Below are 22,557 nucleotides of genomic sequence, written 5' to 3'. Positions count from 1 at the left end.
AAGCCTTTCGTTGTCGCGAGCGGAGGTCGCGCTCACGCGTCGTACGCGTCGAGGGGCGGGCAGGAGCAGACGAGGTTGCGGTCGCCGCGCGCACCGTCGATCCGCCGCACCGGCGGCCAGTACTTGGTCTTGCGCGCCACGCCGACCGGGTACACCGCCAGCTCGCGGTCGTAGTCCGCGGTCCACTCGCCGGCGATCGACGACGCGGTGTGCGGCGCGCCGCGCAGCGGGCTCGTCTCGGCGGTCCAGCGGCCGGCCGCGACCTCGTCGATCTCGTGCCGGATGGCGATCATCGCCTCGCAGAACCGGTCGATCTCGGCCAGGTCCTCGCTCTCGGTCGGCTCGACCATGAGCGTGCCCGCGACCGGGAAGGACATGGTCGGCGCGTGGAAGCCGTAGTCGATGAGCCGCTTCGCGACGTCGTCCACGGTCACGCCGGTTTCCTTGGTGATGCCGCGCAGGTCGAGGATGCACTCGTGCGCGACCAGGCCGTCCTGCCCGGTGTAGAGCACCGGGTAGTGCGGCGCGAGCCGGGCGGCGATGTAGTTGGCCGCGAGCACCGCGACCTTGGTGGCCTCGGTGAGCCCGGGCGCGCCCATCATCCGCACGTACGCCCAGGAGATCGGCAGGATCGACGCCGAACCGTAGGGCGCGCCGCTGATCGGGCCGACGCCGGTGTCCGGTCCGGCCTGCGCGAGCAGCGGGTGGTTCGGCAGGTACGGGGCGAGGTGTTCGCGCGCCGCGACCGGGCCGACGCCGGGACCGCCGCCGCCGTGCGGGATGCAGAACGTCTTGTGCAGGTTCAGGTGCGAGACGTCGCCGCCGAACTCGCCCGGCTTCGCCAGGCCCAGCAGGGCGTTGAGGTTCGCGCCGTCGACGTACACCTGGCCGCCGCCGTCGTGCACGATCTTGGCGAGCCGCTCGATGCCGTGCTCGTAGACGCCGTGCGTGGACGGGTAGGTGACCATGATCGCGGCGAGGTCGGAGCTGTGCTGGTCCACTTTGGACTGCAGGTCTTCGAGGTCGACGTTGCCCTCGTCGGTGCACTTGACCACGACCACGCGCATCCCGGCGAGCACCGCGGACGCGGCGTTGGTGCCGTGCGCGGACGACGGGATCAGGCAGACATCGCGCTCGGGCTGGCCGTTCGCCTGGTGGTAGGCGCGGATGGCCAGCAGCCCGGCGAGCTCGCCCTGGCTGCCCGCGTTCGGCTGCAGCGACACCTGGTCGTAGCCGGTGACCTCGGCCAGCCAGCCGGACAGCTGGCGGACCAGCTCGTGGTAGCCCTCCGCGTCCTCGGCGGGCGCGAACGGGTGGATGCCCGCGAACTCGCGCCAGCTGATCGGCTCCATTTCGGTGGTGGCGTTGAGCTTCATCGTGCAGGAGCCGAGCGGGATCATCCCGCGGTCGAGCGCGAAGTCCTGGTCGGCGAGGCGGCGCAGGTAACGCAGCATCGACGTCTCGGACCGGTGCGTGCTGAACACCTCGTGCGTCAGGTAGCCGCTCTCGCGAGCGAGACCGTTCGGGAGCGCCTGCGCGGCTTCCCACGCACTGTCGACACCGAAGGCGCGAAGCACCTTCGCGAGCGTGTCGGGACGCGTGACCTCGTCGCAGGCGATGCGCACGTGGTCAGCATCGATGTGGCCGAGGTTGATCCCCGCCTCGCGCGCAGCCGCGTGCACCTCAGCGGCACGGCCAGGCACCTTCGCGACGACAGTGTCGAAGAAGGCTTCGTGCGCGACTTCGACGCCACCGGCGCGCAGCGCGTTCGCGAGACCGGCCGCGAGTTCGTGAACCCGCGTCGCGATCGCCTTCAGCCCCTCGGGACCGTGGTAGACCGCGTACATCGCCGCGAGCACCGCGGGCAGCACCTGCGCGGTACAGATGTTGGAGGTCGCCTTCTCGCGACGGATGTGCTGCTCGCGCGTCTGCAGCGCGAGGCGGTACGCGGTGTTCCCGTCCGCGTCCACGGACACGCCCACAAGCCGACCCGGCAGCGACCGCTCCAGGCCAGCGCGCACCGCCATGTACCCGGCGTGCGGACCGCCGTAGCCCAGCGGCACGCCGAAGCGCTGCGTGGAACCGACAGCGACGTCCGCGCCGAACTCGCCGGGCGCGGCGATCAAGGTGAGCGCGAGCAGGTCGGCAGCGACCGTGTACAGCGCGCCCGCGGCCTTCGCCGCTTCGGAAACCGCGTGGTAGAAACCGCGCCCGCGCAGCACACCGGACGCGCCGGGGTACTGCACTATGACGCCGAAGAACTCCTCGGGCAGCCCGGTGAGCAGGTCGCGCACCTGCACGTCGATGCCGAGGCCGGCGGCACGCGTCCGCACGACCTCGATGGTCTGCGGAAGGCATTCGGCGTCGAGAACGACCACATTGGACTTCGACTTCGACGCGCGGCGCATCAGCGTCATCGCCTCGGCGGCCGCGGTGGACTCGTCGAGCATCGAGGCGTTGGCGATCGCCAGCCCGGTCAGGTCGGACACCGCGGTCTGGAAGTTCAGCAGCGCTTCGAGCCGGCCCTGCGAGATCTCCGGCTGGTACGGCGTGTACGCGGTGTACCAGGCCGGGTTCTCCAGCACGTTGCGGCGGATCACGCCCGGGGTGACGGTGTCGGAGTAGCCGAGGCCGATCATCTGCGTCATCGGCCGGTTGCGCGCGGCGAGCGCACGCAGCTCGGCGGTGGCCTCTTCCTCGGACGCGGGCGCGGGAAGCGCCAGGTCACCGGCCGTGCGGATGGCGGACGGCACCGCCGCTTCCACGAGGGCGTCCAGGCTTCCGTAACCGCATTCGGCGAGCATCTTCGCCCGCTCGGCCTCGCCGGGACCGATATGGCGGGTGTCGAAGGGGGTGGAGGTGATGGGAGCTCCTCGGGACGGGCACCGGGCGCGGCGGTGCACTGGGAACTCCCCCTCTGTCATGGGCACCTGAGAGTTTCACCGCGCTCGGCGCGGCTTTCACCTTGGGTGAGGCGCGGGTGCGCCTGCTTTCCAGAGTGGCCTCGCCAAAAGCGGTAGCGGTTACCTGAGAGATTCCGGGGAGTTTGCTCCTTCGGTGTCCCACTGATCGCATGGGACTCTCCCGCTCCGGCTCGAACGGCCCTGTGTTCAGTTGTGGGTACTGCGTGGTGGCGGCCACCTTACCTGCCGCTTCACGCGCCAGTCTACCTCGCCAGGCCTACGCCACACCCCCTTGCCAACCGTCCGTGAAGGGCTCCATGAGGGAATCAGATTCCGGCAAGGAGTCCTTCACGGACCGTCACAGCGGGGTTACATAGGCGCCGGAGATGCCGCCGTCGACGAGGAACTGCGCGGCAGTGATGAAGCTGGCGTCGTCGCTCGCCAGGAAGGCCACCGCGGCGGCGATCTCCTCCGGTTCGGCGAAGCGGCCGACCGGGACGTGCACCAGACGGCGAGCCGCGCGCTCCGGGTCCTTCGCGAACAGTTCCTTCAGCAGCGGAGTGTTGACCGGCCCCGGGCACAGCGCGTTGACCCGGATGTTCTCGCGGGCGAACTGCACGCCCAGCTCGCGCGTCATGGCGAGCACGCCGCCTTTCGAAGCGGTGTAGGAAATCTGCGACGTCGCGGCTCCCATCACGGCCACGAACGACGCGGTGTTCACGATCGAACCGCGGCCCTGGCGCTGCATGTGCGGCAGAACCGCCTTGCAGCACAGGTACACCGAGGTCAGGTTGACCCGCTGCACCTTCTCCCAGGCTTCGATGCCGGTGGCGAGGATCGAGTCGTCCTCGGGCGGCGAGATGCCCGCGTTGTTGAACGCGACGTCGACCGCGCCGAACTCGTCGACGGTCGTCTGGAAAAGGGCTTCGACCTGGTCCGCGTCGGTGACGTCGACCTGGACGAAGGCCCCGCCCACCGCGTCGGCGGCCGCCTTGCCCTGCTCCGGCGCGACGTCGCCGATCACGACCTTCGCGCCCTCGCTCGCCAACCGCTTGGCGGTGGCGAGGCCGATGCCGCTCGCGCCGCCGGTGATCACCGCGACGCGGCCGTCAAAACGCTGCACCATCGTGGGTCATTCCTCCGTGCTCAGGAAAACGTTCTTGGTTTCGGTGAAGGCGGCCGCGGCGTCGGGGCCCAGTTCGCGGCCGAGACCGGACTGTTTGAAGCCGCCGAAGGGTGTCCAGTACCGGACCGAGGAGTGCGAATTCACCGACAGGTTCCCGGATTCGACGCCGCGTGCGACCCGGAAGGCGCGGCCGACGTCGCGGGTCCAGATCGAACCGGACAGGCCGTATTCGGTGTCGTTCGCCATCCGCACCGCCTCGGCTTCGTCGCGGAAGCGGACCACCGCGACGACCGGGCCGAAGATCTCGTCGCGAGCCAGCGGATCGTCCAGTCCCGGCGGGAGCACGACGGTCGGCGCGAACCAGTACCCCGGCCCGGACGGGGCGCTGCCGCGGAAGGCGACCGGAGTTTGCTCGGTGACGTAGGAGGAGACTTTCGCGTGGTGGTCCGCGGAAATCAGCGGGCCCATCTCGGTCGCCTCGTCGCCCGGATCGCCGACGACCACGCCCTGCACCGCGGGTTCCAGCAGTTCGAGGAACCGGTCGTAAACGGTGTCCTGCAACAGGATCAGCGACCGCGCGCAGCAGTCCTGCCCGGCGTTGTCGAACACTCCGTACGGTGCGGTCGCGGCGGCCTTCTCCAGGTTCGCGTCGGCGAACACGATGTTGGCGTTCTTGCCGCCGAGCTCCAGCGTCACCCGTTTCACCTGCGCCGCGCAGCCGGCCATCACCTGCTTGCCGACCTCGGTGGAGCCCGTGAACACGACCTTGCGCACCGCCGGATGCGTGACAAACCGTTGCCCGACAACGGATCCCTTGCCCGGAAGCACCTGGAAGACGTCCTCGGGGATACCCGCCTCGCGAGCGAGTTCGGCCAGCCGCAACGCGGTGAGCGGGGTCAGCTCGGCCGGTTTGAGCACGACCGTGTTGCCCGCCGCGAGCGCCGGCGCGAAGCCCCAGCCCGCGATCGGCATCGGGAAGTTCCACGGCACGATCACGCCGACCACGCCCAGCGGCTCGTGGAAGGTCACGTTGACGCCGCCATCGACGGGGATCTGCTTGCCCAGCAACCGTTCCGGCGCACCCGCGGAGTATTCGAGCAGGTCGCGCACGTTGCCCGCTTCCCAGCGGGCGTTGCCGATGGTGTGCCCGGAGTTCTCGACCTCCAGCCGGGCGAGGTTCTCGACGTCGGCGTCGACCGCGTCGGCGAACCGGCGCAGCAGCCGCGCCCGATCGCCCGGGGCGACCGCCCGCCAGGCCGGGAACGCGGCGTGCGCGCGGGCGATCGCGGCGTCGGTCTCCGCCTCGGTGGTCAGCTCGACCTGGCGCACCACTTCCGCAGTCGCCGGGTTGCGCACCTCGAACGTCGTCATTTCCCCTCCTGCGCGGCGTTCGCCAGCGCGGCGAACAGCCGGACGTCGTCGCCGTCCTGCTCCGGATGCCACTGCACGCCGAGCACGAACTCCCCCGGCACCTCGGCGGCCTCGACCGTCCCGTCCGCCGCGTGGCCGGACGCGACCAAGCCGGAGCCGAGCCGGTCGATCGCCTGATGGTGGTAACACTGGACTTTCGTTTCCCGGCCAAGGATCGCGGCCGCCCGCGTGCCGTCGACCAGGTTGACGGTGCTGGTGCCGAACGTCGCCGGGGCGGGCTGATGCGTTGCGTCGCCGAGGGTTTCCGGCAGGTGCTGCGAGAGCGTGCCGCCGAGCGCGACGCTCATGACTTGCAGCCCGCGGCACACGCCGAGCACCGGCTTCCCGGCCGCACGCGCCGCCGCGAACAGGCCGAACTCGAACGCGTCGCGCTCCGGGCGGATGTACGTCGCGGGGTGCGGCTCCTGGTCGTAACGGCTGGGTTCGACGTCTGCGCCGCCGGTGAGGACAAGACCGTCGATGCGTCCGACGAGCGCGTCGTAGGCCGTGCTTACCGGCGGCAGCAGCACCGGAATTCCGCCCGCCTTGACCACGCAGTCCGCGTACACCCGGTGCAACAGCGTCGCTTCGGTGTCCCAGGCCAGGAACTTCGCCTGTTCCGAATACGTACTGAGCCCGATGACGGGCGGGTCAGAGTCGTTCGAAACCACGGATGCGCTCCCAATCGGTCACAGCTCGCTCGTACGCTTCGCGCTCGATCCGCGCGGCGTTGAGGTAATGGTCGACTACATCGGCACCGAAGGCATCTCGCGCGATACGGCTGCCTTCGAGGGCTTCAGCCGCTTCAGCGAGCGTGACGGGCACGGTCGGTTTGTCGGAGGCGTACGCGTTGCCGACGAACTCAGGTTCCAACGGCAGTTCGTTTTCGATGCCGTGCAGCCCAGCAGCGACCATCGCGGCGACAGCGAGGTACGGGTTCACGTCTCCGCCGGGTACGCGGTTCTCGACACGCAACCCGTCACCGTGTCCGACAACGCGCAACGCGCACGTACGGTTGTCCGTGCCCCACGCGATCGCTGTCGGCGCGAAGCTGCCAGGGACGTAACGCTTGTAGGAGTTGATGTTCGGGGCGAAGAAGTACGTCAGCTCGCGCAACGCTTCCAGCTGTCCGGCGAGGAAGTGCTGCATCAGCTTCGAGAAGCCGTGGTCGCCGTCGCCGGGAAGCACCGCTTCGCCGGACTTGCTGCGAAGGCTCAGGTGGATGTGACAGGAGTTGCCCTCGCGTTCGTTGTACTTCGCCATGAACGTGAGGCTCTTGCCCTCCTGCGCGGCGATCTCCTTCGCACCGTTCTTGTAGATGCCGTGGTTGTCGCAGGTCGCGAGCGCTTCGGCGTAGCGGAAGGCGATCTCGTGCTGCCCCGGGTTGCACTCGCCCTTCGCCGACTCCGGATACAGGCCCGCGCCCGCCATCTCGTTGCGGATCCGGCGCAGCAGCGGCTCGATGCGCGCGGTGCCGAGCATGGAGTAGTCGACGTTGTACTGATTGGACGGTTTGAGGTCGTGGTAGCGCTTGTCCCACGCGGACTCGTAGGAGTCGTCGAACACGATGAACTCGAGTTCGGTGCCCGCGTACGCCTTCAGGTCGTGCTCGGCGAGCCGGTCGAGCTGACGGCGCAGCACCTGGCGCGGGGAAACGGAAACCGGGCCGCCCTGCACGCGCTCGACGTCCGCGAGCACCAGCGCGGTGCCCTCCTGCCACGGGATCTCCCGCAGCGTCGCGAAATCCGGCCGGAGCACGAAGTCGCCGTAGCCGCTCTGCCAGGACGAGATGTCGTAGCCGTCGACGGTGTTCATGTCGACGTCCACCGCGAGCAGGTAGTTGCACGCCTCGGTCGCGTGGCCGACCACCTCTTCGAGGAAGTACTCCGCCGAACAGCGCTTGCCCTGGAGCCGCCCCTGCATGTCGGTGAGCGCGACGAGCACCGTGTCGATCGTGCCCGCCGTCACCCGTTCGCGGAGTTCTTCGAGCGTGAGCATTCCTCGCCTGGCCGCCATCGCATCGCCCCAAAGGTTCGGATCAGGTCCTTTGCGGCTTCTTCCTACCGGGCCGTCGGGCCTCGGTCAATCCACTGAAAGGTATTTTCTCATACCTTTAAACGCGTGCTCGACCGGCCTCCCCCGCGCGGCGCCTGCTATGTCCGGGTTGCCCGGCTGAGAAGATACTGTGAATCGGGTGCGTCCGGGACCAAATCCGCCGCCTCGTGCGTTGGACCGGGCAAGAGAGGTGAGAGGGATGACTGAAGCATTCACGCAGACCACGTTCAGCCAGCAGCAGGCGCGGCCGCAGCTCCCGACGCTGCCCACCGGGTGGCCGATCGGGTCGTACGAGTCCTACGAACAGGCCCAGCAGGCCGTCGACCACCTCGCGCACGCTGATTTCCCGGTCACCGACGTCACGATCGTCGGGGTCCAGCCGATGCTGGTGGAGCGCATCGCGGGCAAGATGAGCTGGAGCCGGATGCTCAGCAGCGCGGCCATGTCCGGCGCGGTGTTCGGCCTGTTCCTGGGCCTGGTGCTGAGCATGCTCAACCCGGCCGCCGGACTGCTGTCGATCGTGCTCGGCCTCGCCGCGGGTGTCGTGTTCAACGTGGCCTTCGGCGCACTGGGCTACGCGGCGAACCGCAACAAGCGCGGGTTCATCTCGCAAAGCCAGCTGGTCGCCCAGCGCTACGACGTGCTGTCGCAGCCGCGCAACGCCGAGAAGGGCCGCCAGCTGCTGGCGGACCTGGCCGCGCGCTCCGCGTTCAACCACTGAGTTCCGGCGACTCGCCTCCCGGGCGCCCGGGCCGTTCGCGGCCTGGGCGCCCGGTTTCGCGTTCCGGTCTTTCCGGGAGGCGGGGTCTCGTGAGCACCCGTGCCGGTTCTCCCCGGAATCAACGCTCACGAGGGCGCGCTTACCGCGTCGGCGGAGCGGCCTTCGTCGGAGCAGTCGGCGGAACCGGCGTCGGGGCCTTCGGGATCACCGCCGCGAACGGCACGCCCGCGTCCTCCCGGCAGTATCCGCGATAACCGTTGTAGCCGTTGACGTTCCCGTGGTCGTCCTGCACTCCCTCGACGACCTTCGGGCGCGGGAACTGGTTGTCCTGCCCGGTCATCTGGCTCGTGCCGGTGTCCTTCTCGCAGCCGTAGCGCGTGATGGTGAGCGGGCGGCCCCGGTCGTCGTACAGGTAGACGTTCTCGAGCGGTTTGCCGTTCGCGTCGAAGACGTACAGGTTGGTCAGTTCGTGCTGGCCGTAGCGCAGCGAGTCGTTGCCGTGAGAGTCCTGGTACATCGACGAGGTGTAAATCGGGGTGGAGTTCGACGAGTACGAACGGTCGCGGACGAGGTTGACCGCCGCGCCGAGCCCGCCGAACGCGCTGCCCACCACGAACGCCGACACCGGAACCGCGATCCACAGCATCCGCCCGTCGGCCTTGGTGCGCGGGCCCGCCCACATCACCAGGCCCGCGCCGACCAGCAGCACCGGCAGCAGCAGGATCGCGTGCAGGTTCCGGACCATCAGCAGCAGCCCGAACGCCAGCAGCGCGAACCCGCAGACCACCCACCACGCCGGCTTCAGCGAGTTCAGATACGTGAGCGCGCGGTCGGCCGACCGGTCCTCCCGCATCGACTTCACCATCGCCTTGGCGCGGACCACTTCCGGCAGCTCCCGCATCGCGTCGACGCCGCGGAGCAGCAGGAACGCCACGCTCACCGCGAAGACCGGGGCGAGCACGAGCATCCCGATCAGCACCTCGGCGTCGAAACGCACCGCGGCGGAGAACGCCACCAGCGCCGTCCCCGCCGCACTGAACAGCAAGCCCCACAGGGCAAGCCGCGGTCCGACCCGGCCCGGCTTCGCCGCCGGGAGCACCTCGGTCGCCGCTTCCGGAGCCGCCGGGGCGGGCGGGTAGCCGCCGGACGCCCGCAGCTCCGCCGCGTAGCTCTCCGGAGTGCCGAGCCGCGCGACGAGGTCCTCGACCTTCGCCGCCGCCCCGAGTTCCGTCTCCATCTCGGCCAGCTGCGGCCGGACGTCCTCGAGCAGTTCCTCGATCTCGTTCGCGGGCAGATCCGCGAGCGCGGTGCGCACCCTCGACAGGTACGCCCGCGCGGCCGTCGGCTTGTCCGTGCTCATTGCTGCCTCTCCCCGATTCGTGCCGCGTTCCGCCTGTCCGCGCGGTCAGGCCCGCTCTTTCACCAAACTGTCCATAGTGGACGCGAAGCTGCGCCACGTGCGCGCCGATTCGGCGAGCCGCGCCCGGCCCCGGTCGTTCAAGCTGTAGTACTTGCGGTGCGGGCCTTCTTCGCTCGGAACCACATAGGACGTCAGCAACCCCGCCTTGTACAGCCGCCGCAGCGTGCCGTACACCGATGCGTCCCCGACCTCGTCCAGGCCGGCGACGCGAAGTCTTCGCAGCACGTCGTAGCCGTACCCGTCGTCGTCGCGCAGCACCGCGAGGACCGCCAGGTCCAGCACTCCCTTGAGCAGCTGACTGATCTCCACGGCGTTCCTTCCCCGGTGCTACGCGAGAGAAGGTACCACGCATAGCGCAGTAGTGTGCGCGGCGAGCGGCCATCCGGCGGTATCGCTGCCCATCCGGCCAGGTCAGCGGGAGACAAACGGTCGGGTATACAGCGTAGACCTCGTGGTCTACAGTGTAGACATGGTCGAGATCCCGACAGCCGAACGGCTCGCGTCGGCGGCGCGCGAGATCATCGCCGCCGAGGGCGCGGCGGCGGTCAGCATGCGCCGGGTCGCCGAAGCCGCCGGAGTCACCGCGATGGCGATCTACCGGCATTACGAGAACCGAGAGGTCCTGCTGCGCGCGGTCGCCGACGCCACCGGCCGCGAACTGGGCGCGGCATGGAAAGACCCGGCCCCGGACGGCGACTGGTTCGACCGCTTCGACGCGCTGCTGGCCCGGTTTCTGGATTTCGCACTCGGCCAACCGCACCTGTACCGCTTCCTGATGACCGACGACGGCGCCCAAGCCCGGCTGTACCCGGACGGTTTCCGCGAGCCCGGATCGCCGCCGTTCACCGCGCTGGTGCGCTTGATCGAAGAAGGCATGCGCGACGGCGTCCTGCGCGAGGACGATCCGCTCGAAGCCGCGCTGACCGTGAGCACGCAGACGCAAGGCATGGTGCTGCACTACCTCGCCGGCCGGATGGGGGTGGCGGAACCCGAGTTCCGCGCACTGTGCTGGCGTACTTCCCGGAGGATTTTCGATGGCCTCAGAACGTAATGCCCGCCGAGAGATCCGGACCGCGCGACCTATGCCAACAGAGTTCCCGGAGGGTCTCCGATGACTTCAAAATCTCACGCCCGCCAGGAGATCCAGGCCGCGCAACCTCGGCCATCGGAGCCCCCGAAGGGCCTCCGATGACCTCAAAACCTCACGCCCGCTGGCAAATCCCAGCCGCACTCCTGTCTTCGGCGGTGCTCTTCTACTTCGGCACCGGCCTCGCGCCGATCGCCGTGTTGACCTGGCTCGCGCCGTTTCCGGTGCTGCTGCTGGCAACCCGCGTCGGCGGATGGACCGCCGCGGGCACCGCGTTCGGCGCTTTCCTGCTCGGCACCGCGAATATGTGGGCCTACCAAGCACATTCCGGCGACGAACCGCTGTGGCCGTTCGGCGCCGCCATCGATGTCGGGACGTCGCTGGTGTTCACGTTCGCGGTCTGGCTTTTCTGGGCCTTGGCGCGCCGCCGCCGGGCGCTGCTGGCCAGCCTGGCCGCCCCCGCGGCGTGGACTGCCCTCCTGTACCTGATCGCGACCTTGAACCCGATGGGAATGATGGGTTCCCTCGCCAACGACCAAGGCGACGCGCCCCTCGTACTGCAAACCGCGTCGTGGGCCGGAATGTGGGGCGTCGAGTTTTTGGTGCTGCTGCCCGCCTGTGCGGTCGCCGCGATGTGCGCACCCGGCGCTTCCCGGCTGCGCACCGGTGTTGTCGCGGCAGCCATCGTGGCGCTGTCCCTCGGCGGCGGCGCCCTACGACTTTCCGGCACAGGCGGCCCGACGGTGCGGATGGCCGCGATCACGCAAAACGCCGGCTACCACTGGGGTCCTGAACTCGGCACCGCTCGCGGCCGCGCTCTGGTGCAGGAGTACATCGACCAGATCTCCGCCATGCCCGACGGCGTGCAACTCGTTGTCTTGCCGGAAGCCGCTTTCAGCGCCGAAGAAGAATGGCCCGCCGCACTGGTCGAGCCGATGCGACGCGCGGCCAAGGCCCGTGGTGCGGCGATCGTGGTCGGCTTCGAGTACTACGACCGTCCCGGCAAGCACAACTACGACTACGCACTGGCCTTCCCCGCCGACGGCTCGGCACCCGCTCGCTACCTGAAGCACCACGACCTGGTGAGCCCGCCCGGCCGGGACCTGGTGTTCGTCCCCGGAGCGAAGGTCCCGACCGGCTTGGTGATCTGCGGCGACACGACGTTCCCCTCCCCCAGTCGCGACTACGCCGCCGCCGGTTCGCGGATCCTCGCCATCCCCGCGGAACTGGCGGTCCCGCCGGGCACCAACGACGAGGGCGGCTGGGAGCACACCCGCAACGCGCTGCTCCGAGGTGTCGAAAGCGGACAGTCGATAGCCCTCTCCGACGCGAACGGCAGCCTGATGCTGTCCGACGGCTACGGCCGCGTCCTGGGCGAAGCCCGCACCGGCGGCCCAGCCCCGTTCACGTCAGTCACCACCGACGTCCCGGCGGGTCCTGGCCAGACCTTCTACACCCGCTTCGGCGACTGGTTCGCTTGGCTCGCACTGGCGATGACCGTTGCGGGCTTGGTCTTCGCCCGACTCCGCGCTGCTAAGCGGCCCGCGCCCACCGCTGACACCGCGACGCGACCGGAAGCCTGACGCTGCCCGACAGCTACGCCCGCGTCCTCGACTAGGCCCGCACCGGCGGCCACCGACGTCCCCGCACCGGCGGGACACTCCACACCCGCTTCGGCGACCGGTTCGCAGAGCCCACACGCGCGACAACCCTTGCTGACTTGGCCTTCACCCGCCTCCGCGCGGCTAAGCGACCCGAGCCCGCCGCTGACACCGCGGGCACGAGAACGACGACCGGTTCATGAACGGCTCCCTCCGGATCGGCGACCCGCACCGACGGCACGGCATCCCTTCCTGGCCGTACGCATCGAGCGAGCGCTCGAAATACCCAGACTGTCCGTTCACATTCACATAAAGCGCGTCAAACGACGTCCCGCCCACAAGCAACGCCGCCGACATCACGTCGCTGGCCGCGGACAACAGCGTTCGCCCTTGCGCGGCAGTGAGTTTCTCGGTCGGCCGGGACCAATGCAGCTTGGCCCGCCACAACGCCTCGTCCGCATAGATGTTGCCCACCCCGGACACCAACGTCTGGTCCAGCAGCGCACGCTTCACCTCGGTCCGCCGCGAGCGCAGTGCGCGCACCGCCGCCTCCGGATCGAACTTCGGGTCCATCGGGTCCCGGGCGATGTGCGCGATTGTGCCGGGCAGGCTGTCGCCGTCGACCTCGACCAGTTCGTCCAGCGCCAGCCCGCCGAACGTGCGCTGGTCGACGAACCGCAGTTCCGGTCCGTCGTCGGCGAACCGGACCCGGACGCGCAGGTGTTTCTCGTCCGGCGCGTCCTCGGGCTGCACCAGCATCTGGCCGCTCATGCCGAGATGCGCCAGCACCGCCTCGCCGTCGGACAGTTCCAGCCACAGGTATTTGCCGCGCCGCCGGGCGGCTTCGATCGTGACTCCGGCGAGCCGTCCGGTGAAGTCGGCGGCTCCCTGGGCGTGCCGCCGGATGGCGCGGTCGTGCAGCACCTCGACGGCCCGGACGGTACGGCCGGCGACGTGCGCTTCGAGACCGGCGCGGACGGTCTCGACCTCGGGTAGTTCGGGCATGCGCTCATTCTGCCCGGCACCACCGACAAAAAACGGGGCCGGTCGACCTAGGTCGACCGGCCCCGGGAAGAGTGCGACGCGTCAGCTCGCGTCGTCGCCCGTGCCGAGTTCCTCCGACAGGGCCCGCCAGGCGGTCTCCGCGGCCTTCTGCTCGGCTTCCTTCTTCGTGGTGCCGTTGCCTTCGCCCAGCGCACGGCCAGCCACCAGCACGGTGGCGGTGAATTCCTTGCGGTGGTCGGGACCGCTGTCCTCGACGCGGTACTCGGGCACGCCGAGTCCCCCGGAGGCGGTCAGCTCCTGCAGGCTGGTCTTCCAGTCGAGGCCTGCCCCGCGCAGCGGAGCCTCGGCCAGCAACCCGTCGAAGAGGTGGTGCACGAGCTTGCGCGCGACCTCGATGCCGTGCGCGAGGTACGTGGCGCCGATGACGGCTTCGAGACCGTCGGCGAGGATGCTCGCCTTGTCCCGGCCGCCGGTGAGCTCTTCGCCCTTGCCCAGCAGCAGATGCGCCCCGAGCCCGCCCTCGCCGAGCCCGCGCGCGACGCCGGCCAGCGCGTGCATGTTGACGACGCTGGCGCGCAGCTTCGCGAGCTGACCCTCGGGCAGGTCGGGGTGGGTGGTGTAGAGGTGGTCGGTGACGACGAGGCCGAGCACCGCGTCTCCGAGGAACTCCAGTCGCTCGTTCGGCGGCAGGCCGCCGTGCTCGTACGCATACGAGCGGTGCGTGAGCGAAAGACGGAGCAGCTCGGGGTCGAGAACGACCCCGAGCGCCTCGAGCAACGATGCGGGATCGGCCGCGGGTCCTCCGACGGGCTTACCCCCCATGGTCGGCTGCCCGCTCAGGCGGGCTCGACGACCTGGCGGCCGTTGTGCTGGCCGCAAGCCGGGCAAGCGACGTGCTGGATTTTCGGCTGGCGGCAGGCGCGGTTGGAGCAGGGCACCAGCTGAACCGGAGCCGCCTTCCACTGGCTGCGGCGGGAGCGCGTGTTGGATCGCGACATCTTCCGCTTCGGGACGGCCACGAGTAGATCTCCTTCAAACGGTCTGCTCGCGGATGCGAGCGAACTTACTTCTCCCGGATCGAGCTGGACGCTCGTCAGGCTTGCTCTCCGGAGCCGTGCGCAGGCTTTTCGCCCGCGTTCTCGTCGAATCGCTCGACCAGCGCGGCCCACCGAGGATCTATCTTCTCATGCCCGTGTCCGGGCTCGAGATCGGCCCACTTGACGCCGCATTCGATGCACAGACCCGGGCAGTCCTCGCGGCACAGCGGGGCGAGCGGGAGCGCCAGCACCACGGCGTCGCGGACGGTCGGCTCGAGGTCGATCCGGTCGTCGACCAGGCGGGGGATCTCGTCCTCGTCGGTGGTCTCCTCGGTGGCCGAGCCCGGGTAGGCGAACAGCTCGGTGAGGTCGACCTCGACGTCCTCGGTGACCGGGTCGAGGCAGCGCGAGCACTCGCCGGTGGCGACCGCCGAGGCGGTGCCGGTGACGAGGACGCCCTCGACGACGGATTCGAGCATCAGGTCGAGCTCGACCGGCTCGCCTTCGCGGATTTCGAGCACGCCGGGGACGCCGAGCGAGGTCGGCACGGGCGCGCTGCGGCGCAACTCCCGGCTGAGTCCCGCGCGGCGGCCGAGCTCACGGGTGTCGACCACCCACGGGCTGCGGTCGTCGAGCTGCGCGGGGCGGGGGTTCTGGGCAGGGTTTTCGGACATCGCCTACCAGCGTACGCAGCGCCCGCAACCTCGTTAGAGCTGGCCGGGGCTAGTGCGCGGTGAAGCCGGTTCCGACCGGCATCCGCACCTGCAAGGCTCACCCCGCCGGGCGCGCATTCAGCCGGTTCCGCCAAGCGCCACCGCGGGTCAGACCTGGTAGTCGTACAACGTCGAGCGCCCCCCGCCATGGCCGGTCGAGGGCGAGCGCAAGTGGTTGCGGCCCGAGTCGACGGTGCGCAGCGTGGTGGCCAGCAACTCGGAGAACTCGGCCAGTTTGCCGTCCACGTACGCGTCGCAGTGCGCGGCCGGTCGCGCCAAGCGCCGCCGCGAGTCAGACCTGGTAGTCGTACAGCGTCGAGCGACCGCCGCCATGGCCGGTCGAGGGCGAGCGCAGGTGGTTACGGCCCGAGTCGACGGTGCGCAGCGTGGTCGCCAGCAGCTCGGAGAACTCCGCCAGCTTGCCGTCCACGTACGCGTCGCAATCGGCGCGCTGGCGGTCGGCTTCGGCGTGCGCCTCGTCGACGATCCGCGCGGACTCGGCGTGCGCGGCCTGCACGACCTCGGTCTGCGAGACGAGCCGGGCCTGTTCGGCACGGGCGTCCTCGATCGCGCGGTCGTAGGCGTCGCGGCCGGCCTGGATCATCCGCTCGGATTCGGCGCGGGACCGTTCGGTGAGGTTCTGGTACTCGGCCTGCCCGCCCGCGACCATGCGCTCGGCCTCGTTGTGCGCGTCGCCCAGCATCTGCTCGGCGCGGGCGCGCGCGTCGGCGAGGATGCGCTCCGCCTCGGACGTGGCGTCCGACACCGTCCGCTCGGCTTCCTCGTTCGCGCTCGAGACGGTCTCCCCCGCCTCTTTGCGCGCGGCCAGCAGCAGGTCGTCGCGCTTGTCGAGCACGTCCTGCGCGTCGTCCACTTCGCCGGGAAGCGCGTCGCGGACGTCGTCGAGCAGCTCGAGGACGTCGCCGCGGGGCACCACGCAGCTGGACGTCATGGGAACCCCACGGGCCTCTTCGACGATCGTGACGAGCTCGTCGAGTGCCTCGAAAACCCGGTACACGGCCACTCCCTCAAGCAGTTTCCCCGATCACTGGCTTCCAGTCTGCCCGCTTCGCAGCCTGAACCGGTGAACGAGCACCCGACCGGGCGTGTCCTGGTGCGCACGGGAAGGGGCGGCCTCACTCGTCGGTGAGACCGCCCCTCCCGAACCAGCGTCAGCTGTTGAGATCGATCTTCTTGAAGGTGGCGTAGTGGTCCGGCGTGTAGACGAGCTCGCCGCCCTTGCCGGAGATCACGCGGTCTTCCGAGCCGACGTCGTACAGCGTGTAGTAGCCGGCGTCGCACGCGGGCAGGACGCCCTCGCGGTTTTCGTAGGTCGTGCCGTCGTTGAGGGTGCCCTCGCGGACGCCGTCGACGACCTTCTTGGCGTCGGCGGACAGCGTCGAGTAGCCGACCGGGCTCAGCTTCGACAGGTCGCCGCACTTCGTCGGCGTGCTGCCGCCGTCGATGTCGATGACCTGGAAGGACTCGTAGTGGTCGCCGGTGTAGAAGTACTCGCCGCCCTGGCCGGTCACGATCCGGCGGGTGCCGCGGTTGCTCGAACCGGGCGTGGGCACGGTGTACTCGTGGTAGTAGCTCGACGCGCAGGAGGGCAGGATCCCCTCCCGGTTGGTGAAGACGACGCCGTCGTTCTTCGGGTACGGGAACGGCCCGTTCGTCTGGATGAGCTTGTAGGTGTCAGTCGCCTGCGCGGGCAGCGCCGACAGCTTGACGTGCGTGAAGCCGGACAGATCCCCGCAGGAGTTCTGCTTCGGCTGCACGGACGCCGGAGCCGCCGGGGACAGCGGGACGGCCTCCGCGGCCGTGCCGAACCCCAGGAAACCGACCAGCAGTGCGAAAAGGACACCGACTATGCGGCTGCGGTTGTTGGTCATTTTCGGACGGTAACCCGGACGGGTGGTCTGCAGAATGACGCGAGGTGAACAGCTTCGGGCCGCGGCCGAAGTCCCGACGAAGGCAGTAATCCGTTCAGGCTAAATCGGCCGCTGGACTGGCCTTCCGGCCGGACGCGGTGCTCAGTCCCGCTTGGCGTAGACCGCGACGAGGCGTTCGTAGACCACCGGCGGCACCAGGTTCTCGATGTCGCCGCCGAGCGCCGCGATCTCCTTGACCAGCGAGCTGGACACGAAGCCGTACGCCGGGTTGTTGGCCATCAGCAGCGTTTCGAGGCCGGTGAGCTCGCGGTTCATCTGGGCCATCTGCAGCTCGTAGTCGAAGTCACTGACCGAGCGCAGGCCCTTCGCGACCGCGGCGATGTCGTTCTCGCGGCAGTAGTCCACGAGCAGGCCCTGCCACGAATCGACGCGCACGTTCGGCAGTTTCGCGGTGATCTCGCGCAGGATCTCCATGCGTTCCTCGACGCTGAAGAGGCCCTTCTTGCTCTTGTTCACCCCCACGGCGACGACAACCTCGTCGAAGAGCGCCGAAGCCCGCTCGATGATGTCGAGATGTCCGTTGGTGGCCGGATCGTAAGAGCCGGGACAGACCGCACGCCGCATGGCGCGGACGCTATCAAGCCCCGCCGTCGCGCGCGCTCTCGTGACGACTGCGTCACACCTCAGATGAGCTGTCGTACTCAGCCCAGTACAGCGCCGTGTCGCCGTAGCGCTTGTCGCGAAGCGGCTTGAAGGTCGACGGCCAGTCCGGAGCACCGTCGCGCGCTGCGCGTTCGATCACTGCCAACGCGCCTTCGGTGAGCCAGCCGCCACTGTGTAGCGAAGCGAGCACTGTGCCCAGCGAAGCAGCGTCGACCGCGTACGGCGGATCTGCCAGCACCACGTCGAACTGCACCGTCGCAGGCGCGGCGACCACTGTCTCCACTTGCCCGGCTCGCACCGTGCCGCCCAGCCGCAACTCGGCGACGTTGCCGCGAAGCACGTCTGCGGCCCGGCGGTCGGCTTCCACGAACCACGCGTCCGCAGCGCCGCGCGAAAGCGCTTCGAGACCGAGCGCGCCCGAGCCGGCGTAGAGGTCGAGCACGCGGGCTCCGTCCAGCTCACCGGCCACTTCGAGGGCGTTGAACAGTGCTTCCCGCACCCGCTCCGACGTCGGGCGGGTGCCTTTGGGCGGCACCTTCAGCCGCCGCCCGCCCGCCTTCCCCGCCACGATCCTCGTCACCCGGCCATCTTCGCCCAAGGTCGCGATGTGGCGTTGGGCAGGACTTGCCGAACCCGCGCGCGCGGGCGCGTAGAGTCGTCCTTCGCCCTTCAGAGGCGCGTTGATGGAGTTCAAGGGAGCGTTGCGTGTCGGAACCCCGGGTGAGACGGGCTGAGATCGCCGTCGAGCAGGCACACGTCGACCGGGTTTACACGCGGCTCGCCGAGCTGCGGACCCAGGCCGAGGCGATGCGGGCCAAGGGCTACGAGCTGGGCCAGGGAGCACAGCGCGAAGCGATCTTCGAGCAGGCGTCGATGCTGTTCGAGCGCGACATGATGGTCTACCACGCGAACCAGACCCTGCAGACGCTCGACGCCGAGTACGAGGGACTGGTCTTCGGCAGGCTCGACCACCTCGACCGCGAGCACATCTACGTGGGCCGGCTCGGGATCCGCGACACCGAGTTCGACAACCTGGTCACCGACTGGCGCGCGCCCGCCGCCGCCGCGTTCTACCAGGCCACCGCCGAAGAGCCGATGGACGTCGTGCGCCGCCGGGTGATCCGCTGCTCCGGGCAGACGGTGCTGGACGTGGACGACGACGTGCTGATCGCCGACGCCGTCCCCGAGGACATGCAGATCGTCGGCGAGGGCGCGCTGATGGCCGCGCTCGGCCGCTCGCGCGGCGAGAAGATGCGCGACATCGTGGCCACGATCCAGAAGGAACAGGACGACGTCATCCGGGCGCCGTGGCGCGGTGTCACCGAGATCACCGGCGGTCCGGGCACCGGCAAGACGGCCGTCGCGCTGCACCGTGCCGCGTACCTGCTGTACCGGCACCGCCGTCAGCTCGGCGGCGCGGGCGTTCTCGTGATCGGCCCTTCGGGCGTCTTCACCACGTACATCTCGCGGGTGTTGCCGTCGATGGGCGAAACGAACGTAGAGCTGCGCGCGCTCGGCGAAGTCCTCGACGGTCTCGAAGCGACGCGACAGGACACAGCCGCGCTGGCCGCGATCAAGGGTTCGCTTCGCATGCGAAAGGTGCTTCTGCGCGCGTTGCGCGACACCCCGCCCGAAGCGCCGACGGAGTTGAAGATCGTCTATCGCGGCGAAGTACTGAAGCTCACCGCGCGCGAGTTGGAGAAGGTACGGCGCAAGGCGCACACGCAGGGCGCGCCGCCGAACCGGTCGCGCGTACGCGTGGCAGAGCTGTTGCTGGCCGCGTTGGCGGACAAGGCCGAGGAGTACGCGAAGGCGGACGGCAAGGAGATCGACCGCGCGGAGCTGATCAACGATCTCGGCGAGCGCATCGACTTCCACCGGTTCCTGGTGGTGTGGTGGCCGGTGCTGTACCCAGCGCAGGTGCTCAAGTGGCTGGGCAACGAGAAGCGGATGGCCGCCGCGTCGAAGGGCATCTTGAACCGCACCGAGATCAGCCTGCTGTCGGCCGATTTCGCGGACCGTTCGCGCGGCTGGTCGGTCGCCGACGTCGCGTTGCTGGACGAGCTGCGCGTGCTGGTCGGTCCGGAGCCGAAGCGCCGCCGTCGCCAGACCGTCGTCGAGGTGGCCCCGGAGCGCGGCAGTTCCGGCGGCGCGCCGCACCGTCCGGAGCACTACGACGAGTACTCGCACGTGGTCGTCGACGAATCTCAGGACCTTTCGCCGATGCAGTGGCGGATGATCGGCCGTCGCGGCAAGTACGCGAGCTGGACCGTCGTGGGCGACCCGGTGCAGAGTTCGTGGCCGGATCCGGACGAGGCGGCGCAGGCGCGCGACCAGGCGTTCGGCGTGAAGACCACGCGACGGCGCTTCACGCTCCGCACGAACTACCGGAACTCGGCGGAGATCTTCGACCTGGCGGCGAAGGTCGTGGCAGGCCACGCGCAGGCCGACGAACTGCCCAAGGCCGTGCGCACCACCGGAATCGAGCCGGAAGTCCGGCCGGTCGACCAGGCGGCGCTGGCGACGGCGACGCAGACCGCGGCGAAGGAACTGCTCGGCGCGGTCGAGGGCACGGTCGGGGTGATCACCGCCATGGACCGCGTCGAAGAGGTCGAAGGCTGGCTCGCCGGGCAGACCGACGAGCGGCTCAAGGTCGTCGGGTCCCTCGATTCGAAGGGCCTCGAATACGACGCGGTCGTGCTGGTCGAGCCGATGGACCTGGTCACCGAGTCCTCGACCGGGCGGCGCGTGCTGTACGTCGCGCTCACCCGCGCGACCCAGCAGCTGATCGTGCTCGCCTCGAACCCGGATTGGCTGCCGCACGCGTAGGCGGGAAGGGAATCGCGGCCGCGTGCGTTACGGCTGTACGTGACCTCCCTGCCTGACGTGCCGCTGTCCGTGCTCGACCTCTCCCCCGTTTCCGAAGGGAAGGGGGTCGGCGAGGCGCTGCGCAACACCCTCGATCTCGCCCGCAACGCCGAGCGGCTGGGCTATCACCGGTACTGGCTCGCCGAGCACCACAACATGCCGGGCATCGCGAGCTCGGCCACGGCGGTGCTGATCGGGCACGTCGCGGACGCCACCGCGAGCATCCGCGTCGGGTCCGGCGGGATCATGCTCCCGAACCACGCGCCGCTCGTGGTGGCCGAGCAGTTCGGCACGCTGGAGGCGTTCCACCCGGGCCGGATCGACCTGGGCATCGGCCGCGCGCCGGGCACCGACCAGCGCACCGCGCTCGCGCTGCGCGGGCCGGGCGGGCTGTCCGCGGAGAACTTCCCCGAGCACCTGATGGAGCTGATCAGCTACTTCGAGCCGGACGCGGCGCGCGGCGTCAACGCGGTCACCGCCGAGGGCAACAAGCCGCCGGTGTGGCTGCTCGGCTCGTCCGGCTTCAGCGCGCAGCTGGCCGGACGGCTCGGGCTGCCGTTCTCCTTCGCGCACCATTTCGCGGCCGAGAACACGCTGCCGGCGGTGCGGCTGTACCGCGAGAACTTCCAGCCGTCCGAGGTGCTTTCCGAGCCGTACGTGATGCTGGGCGTGCAGGTGATCGCCGCCGAGACCGACGAGCGCGCGGAGTACCTGGCCGGGCCCAGCGGGCTGACCTTCCTGAGCCTGCGCCGCGGCCGCCCGATCGCGCTGCCGACGCCGGAGGACGCCGCCGAGTACCCGTACACCGAAATGGACCGCGCGTTCCTCGCCGAGCGGTTCGGGTCGAGCATCGTCGGCGGTCCGGAGAGCGTCCGCAAGGGACTGGACCAGCTGCTGGCCGACACTGACGCGAACGAGCTGATGATCACCACGATGGTGCACGGGCACGAGGACCGGGTGCGTTCGTACGAGATCGTCGCGGACCTCAAGCGCTGATGGAGGTCTTCGACTGGCGCGAACAGGAGGTCCGGTGGTCCCGGCAGGGTTCGGGGCCGCCGCTCGTGTTCTGTCACGGCACGCCGTGGTCGTCGAAGCTGTGGGAGCCGATCGCGGCGACGTTCGCGGCGGACTTCACCGTGTACCTGTGGGACATGCCGGGCTACGGCAATTCCACCATGGCCGAGGGACAGGACGTCTCGCTGGCCGCGCAAGGCGAGACGTTCGCGGCGCTGCTGGACCACTGGGGCCTTGATGAGCCGGACGTGGTGGCGCACGACTACGGCGGCGCGGTCAGCCTGCGCGCGTTTCTGTTGCACGGAGCGGCTTACCGCTCGCTGGCGCTGGTGGACGTCGTCGCGCTGGCCCCGTGGGGTTCGGAATTCTTCCGTCTGGTGGCGGAGAACGCGGCCGTGTTCGCGCAACTGCCGCCTAATCTGCACGAGGCGCTGGTGCGGGAGTACATCGCCGGCGCCGCGCATCGTCCGTTGTCCGCCGAAGCGCACGAGATGCTTGTCGCACCGTGGCTCGGCGAAGCTGGGCAGGCCGCCTTTTACCGGCAGATCGCGCAGGCCGATCAGCGGTACACCGACGAAATCGAGCCGCGCTACCGCGACGTCAGCGTGCCCACGCTCGTCGTGTGGGGCACCGAGGACACCTGGATCCCGGTCGATCGCGCACACCGGCTCGCCGGGGCGATCCCGGGCGCCGGACTGGAATTGGTCCGTTCGGCCGGACACCTCATCCAACTCGACGCACCCGAAGCGCTGACCGCTTCGCTGCACCGCTGGCTCGCCCGCTGAAATACCCGGAAACCGCCGCACCGGTTTTTATTTTCCGGCACTGACAACCGCATTCCCGGCAGTTGTCACAACCGCACAAGAATTCGGCGGTTACTGCGCCGTGACCCCGGATGACGGGGCAAGTTCTTGTCTGCGGGCAAGGCCCTCGTTAGCGTACTGACCAGTAACGAAACCGCACGGTAACCCCGCCGGAGTTTCCGCACCGGACCGGTCCGCCATTCGGACCAGCATCGGAACGGGCGTTCGGCGGGCATTCC

General features: G+C 69.5%; 22 protein-coding genes and 1 riboswitch. Of the genes, 6 read left to right on the top strand and 16 right to left on the bottom strand.

What is annotated here, in order from left to right; genetic code table 11:
* Nucleotides 1-32: 32 nt before the first annotated feature.
* From gcvP to WA670_RS33445, 5 genes are all read right to left on the bottom strand, one after another.
* Nucleotides 33-2,864, bottom strand: coding sequence for an aminomethyl-transferring glycine dehydrogenase (gene gcvP / locus WA670_RS33465; RefSeq protein WP_442893146.1), 2,832 nt, complete (start codon nt 2,862-2,864; stop codon nt 33-35).
* Between the two features lie 43 nt (nt 2,865-2,907).
* Nucleotides 2,908-3,007, bottom strand: a riboswitch (glycine riboswitch).
* Nucleotides 3,008-3,261: 254 nt separating this feature from the next.
* A complete protein-coding gene (locus WA670_RS33460) occupies nt 3,262-4,029 on the bottom strand; it encodes a 3-oxoacyl-ACP reductase (protein WP_336160215.1) in 768 nt (255 codons plus the stop codon).
* 6 nt (nt 4,030-4,035) lie between these two features.
* On the bottom strand, nt 4,036-5,400 hold the full coding sequence (locus tag WA670_RS33455) for an aldehyde dehydrogenase family protein (protein ID WP_336160214.1): 1,365 nt from the start codon (nt 5,398-5,400) through the stop codon (nt 4,036-4,038).
* Nucleotides 5,397-6,110 (bottom strand): gamma-glutamyl-gamma-aminobutyrate hydrolase family protein, encoded by a 714-nt coding sequence (locus tag WA670_RS33450; RefSeq protein ID WP_336160212.1) that lies wholly within the window; start codon nt 6,108-6,110, stop codon nt 5,397-5,399. The genes WA670_RS33455 and WA670_RS33450 overlap by 4 nt, the downstream gene beginning before the upstream one ends.
* Entirely contained in the window at nt 6,091-7,455 is a 1,365-nt protein-coding gene (locus WA670_RS33445) for a glutamine synthetase family protein (RefSeq protein WP_200864405.1), read from the bottom strand. Before WA670_RS33445 ends, WA670_RS33450 begins: the two co-directional genes overlap by 20 nt.
* 238 nt (nt 7,456-7,693) lie before the next feature.
* Between WA670_RS33445 and WA670_RS33440 the strand changes: the two genes are divergently transcribed.
* Nucleotides 7,694-8,215, top strand: a complete 522-nt coding sequence (locus tag WA670_RS33440) for a general stress protein (RefSeq protein ID WP_009074217.1) — start codon at nt 7,694-7,696, stop codon at nt 8,213-8,215.
* A 139-nt stretch (nt 8,216-8,354) separates the two neighbouring features.
* Here the strand turns inward: WA670_RS33440 and WA670_RS33435 are convergent, their stop codons facing one another.
* Both WA670_RS33435 and WA670_RS33430 read right to left on the bottom strand, forming a co-directional pair.
* Complete coding sequence (locus WA670_RS33435) at nt 8,355-9,575, bottom strand: HAAS signaling domain-containing protein (RefSeq protein ID WP_037811645.1); 1,221 nt, start codon at nt 9,573-9,575, stop codon at nt 8,355-8,357.
* A 45-nt stretch (nt 9,576-9,620) separates the two neighbouring features.
* Nucleotides 9,621-9,944, bottom strand: coding sequence for a PadR family transcriptional regulator (locus WA670_RS33430; RefSeq protein ID WP_037811647.1), 324 nt, complete (start codon nt 9,942-9,944; stop codon nt 9,621-9,623).
* Between the two features lie 160 nt (nt 9,945-10,104).
* Between WA670_RS33430 and WA670_RS33425 the strand changes: the two genes are divergently transcribed.
* Nucleotides 10,105-10,686, top strand: a complete 582-nt coding sequence (locus WA670_RS33425) for a TetR/AcrR family transcriptional regulator (RefSeq protein ID WP_336160209.1) — start codon at nt 10,105-10,107, stop codon at nt 10,684-10,686.
* Between the two features lie 137 nt (nt 10,687-10,823).
* Entirely contained in the window at nt 10,824-12,305 is a 1,482-nt protein-coding gene (locus WA670_RS33420; protein ID WP_336160207.1) for a nitrilase-related carbon-nitrogen hydrolase, read from the top strand.
* 162 nt (nt 12,306-12,467) lie between these two features.
* Here WA670_RS33420 and mutM read toward each other — a convergent pair whose 3' ends face one another.
* The 9 genes from mutM to rsmD form a co-directional block, all read right to left on the bottom strand.
* Nucleotides 12,468-13,328, bottom strand: a complete 861-nt coding sequence (mutM, locus tag WA670_RS33415; RefSeq protein WP_336160205.1) for a bifunctional DNA-formamidopyrimidine glycosylase/DNA-(apurinic or apyrimidinic site) lyase — start codon at nt 13,326-13,328, stop codon at nt 12,468-12,470.
* A gap of 81 nt (nt 13,329-13,409) precedes the next feature.
* Complete coding sequence (gene rnc, locus WA670_RS33410) at nt 13,410-14,150, bottom strand: ribonuclease III (RefSeq protein WP_182892148.1); 741 nt, start codon at nt 14,148-14,150, stop codon at nt 13,410-13,412.
* A 14-nt stretch (nt 14,151-14,164) separates the two neighbouring features.
* A complete protein-coding gene (rpmF, locus tag WA670_RS33405; RefSeq protein ID WP_009074209.1) occupies nt 14,165-14,347 on the bottom strand; it encodes a 50S ribosomal protein L32 in 183 nt (60 codons plus the stop codon).
* Nucleotides 14,348-14,421: 74 nt separating this feature from the next.
* Nucleotides 14,422-15,039 carry a YceD family protein gene (locus WA670_RS33400; RefSeq protein ID WP_037811654.1) on the bottom strand — a complete coding sequence of 206 codons (618 nt, stop codon included), beginning with the start codon at nt 15,037-15,039 and terminating at the stop codon, nt 14,422-14,424.
* A 147-nt stretch (nt 15,040-15,186) separates the two neighbouring features.
* A complete protein-coding gene (locus WA670_RS33395) occupies nt 15,187-15,357 on the bottom strand; it encodes a hypothetical protein (protein WP_439098582.1) in 171 nt (56 codons plus the stop codon).
* 13 nt (nt 15,358-15,370) lie between these two features.
* Nucleotides 15,371-16,096: a DivIVA domain-containing protein gene (locus WA670_RS33390; protein WP_037812104.1), complete on the bottom strand. Its 726-nt coding sequence runs from the start codon at nt 16,094-16,096 to the stop codon at nt 15,371-15,373.
* Between the two features lie 154 nt (nt 16,097-16,250).
* A complete protein-coding gene (locus WA670_RS33385) occupies nt 16,251-16,970 on the bottom strand; it encodes a ribonuclease domain-containing protein (protein ID WP_037811656.1) in 720 nt (239 codons plus the stop codon).
* A 141-nt stretch (nt 16,971-17,111) separates the two neighbouring features.
* A complete protein-coding gene (coaD, locus tag WA670_RS33380; protein WP_037811658.1) occupies nt 17,112-17,594 on the bottom strand; it encodes a pantetheine-phosphate adenylyltransferase in 483 nt (160 codons plus the stop codon).
* 52 nt (nt 17,595-17,646) lie between these two features.
* Nucleotides 17,647-18,213 carry a 16S rRNA (guanine(966)-N(2))-methyltransferase RsmD gene (gene rsmD / locus WA670_RS33375; protein ID WP_199817561.1) on the bottom strand — a complete coding sequence of 189 codons (567 nt, stop codon included), beginning with the start codon at nt 18,211-18,213 and terminating at the stop codon, nt 17,647-17,649.
* A 125-nt stretch (nt 18,214-18,338) separates the two neighbouring features.
* Between rsmD and WA670_RS33370 the strand changes: the two genes are divergently transcribed.
* The 3 genes from WA670_RS33370 to WA670_RS33360 are packed head-to-tail and all read left to right on the top strand — an operon-like array spanning nt 18,339 to nt 22,300.
* Nucleotides 18,339-20,462: a HelD family protein gene (locus WA670_RS33370; protein WP_037811662.1), complete on the top strand. Its 2,124-nt coding sequence runs from the start codon at nt 18,339-18,341 to the stop codon at nt 20,460-20,462.
* 39 nt (nt 20,463-20,501) lie between these two features.
* Nucleotides 20,502-21,497, top strand: a complete 996-nt coding sequence (locus WA670_RS33365) for an LLM class flavin-dependent oxidoreductase (RefSeq protein WP_336160200.1) — start codon at nt 20,502-20,504, stop codon at nt 21,495-21,497.
* Nucleotides 21,497-22,300, top strand: a complete 804-nt coding sequence (locus WA670_RS33360; protein ID WP_336160199.1) for an alpha/beta fold hydrolase — start codon at nt 21,497-21,499, stop codon at nt 22,298-22,300. Before WA670_RS33365 ends, WA670_RS33360 begins: the two co-directional genes overlap by 1 nt.
* The last annotated feature ends 257 nt before the right edge of the window (nt 22,301-22,557 follow it).

Origin of the sequence: Amycolatopsis sp. VC5-11, assembly GCF_037034185.1 — a bacterium.
Classification (GTDB): domain Bacteria; phylum Actinomycetota; class Actinomycetes; order Mycobacteriales; family Pseudonocardiaceae; genus Amycolatopsis; species Amycolatopsis nivea.
The sequence above is the reverse complement of the archived record's forward strand: the minus strand, read 5'-3'. Positions and strand labels throughout refer to the sequence as shown.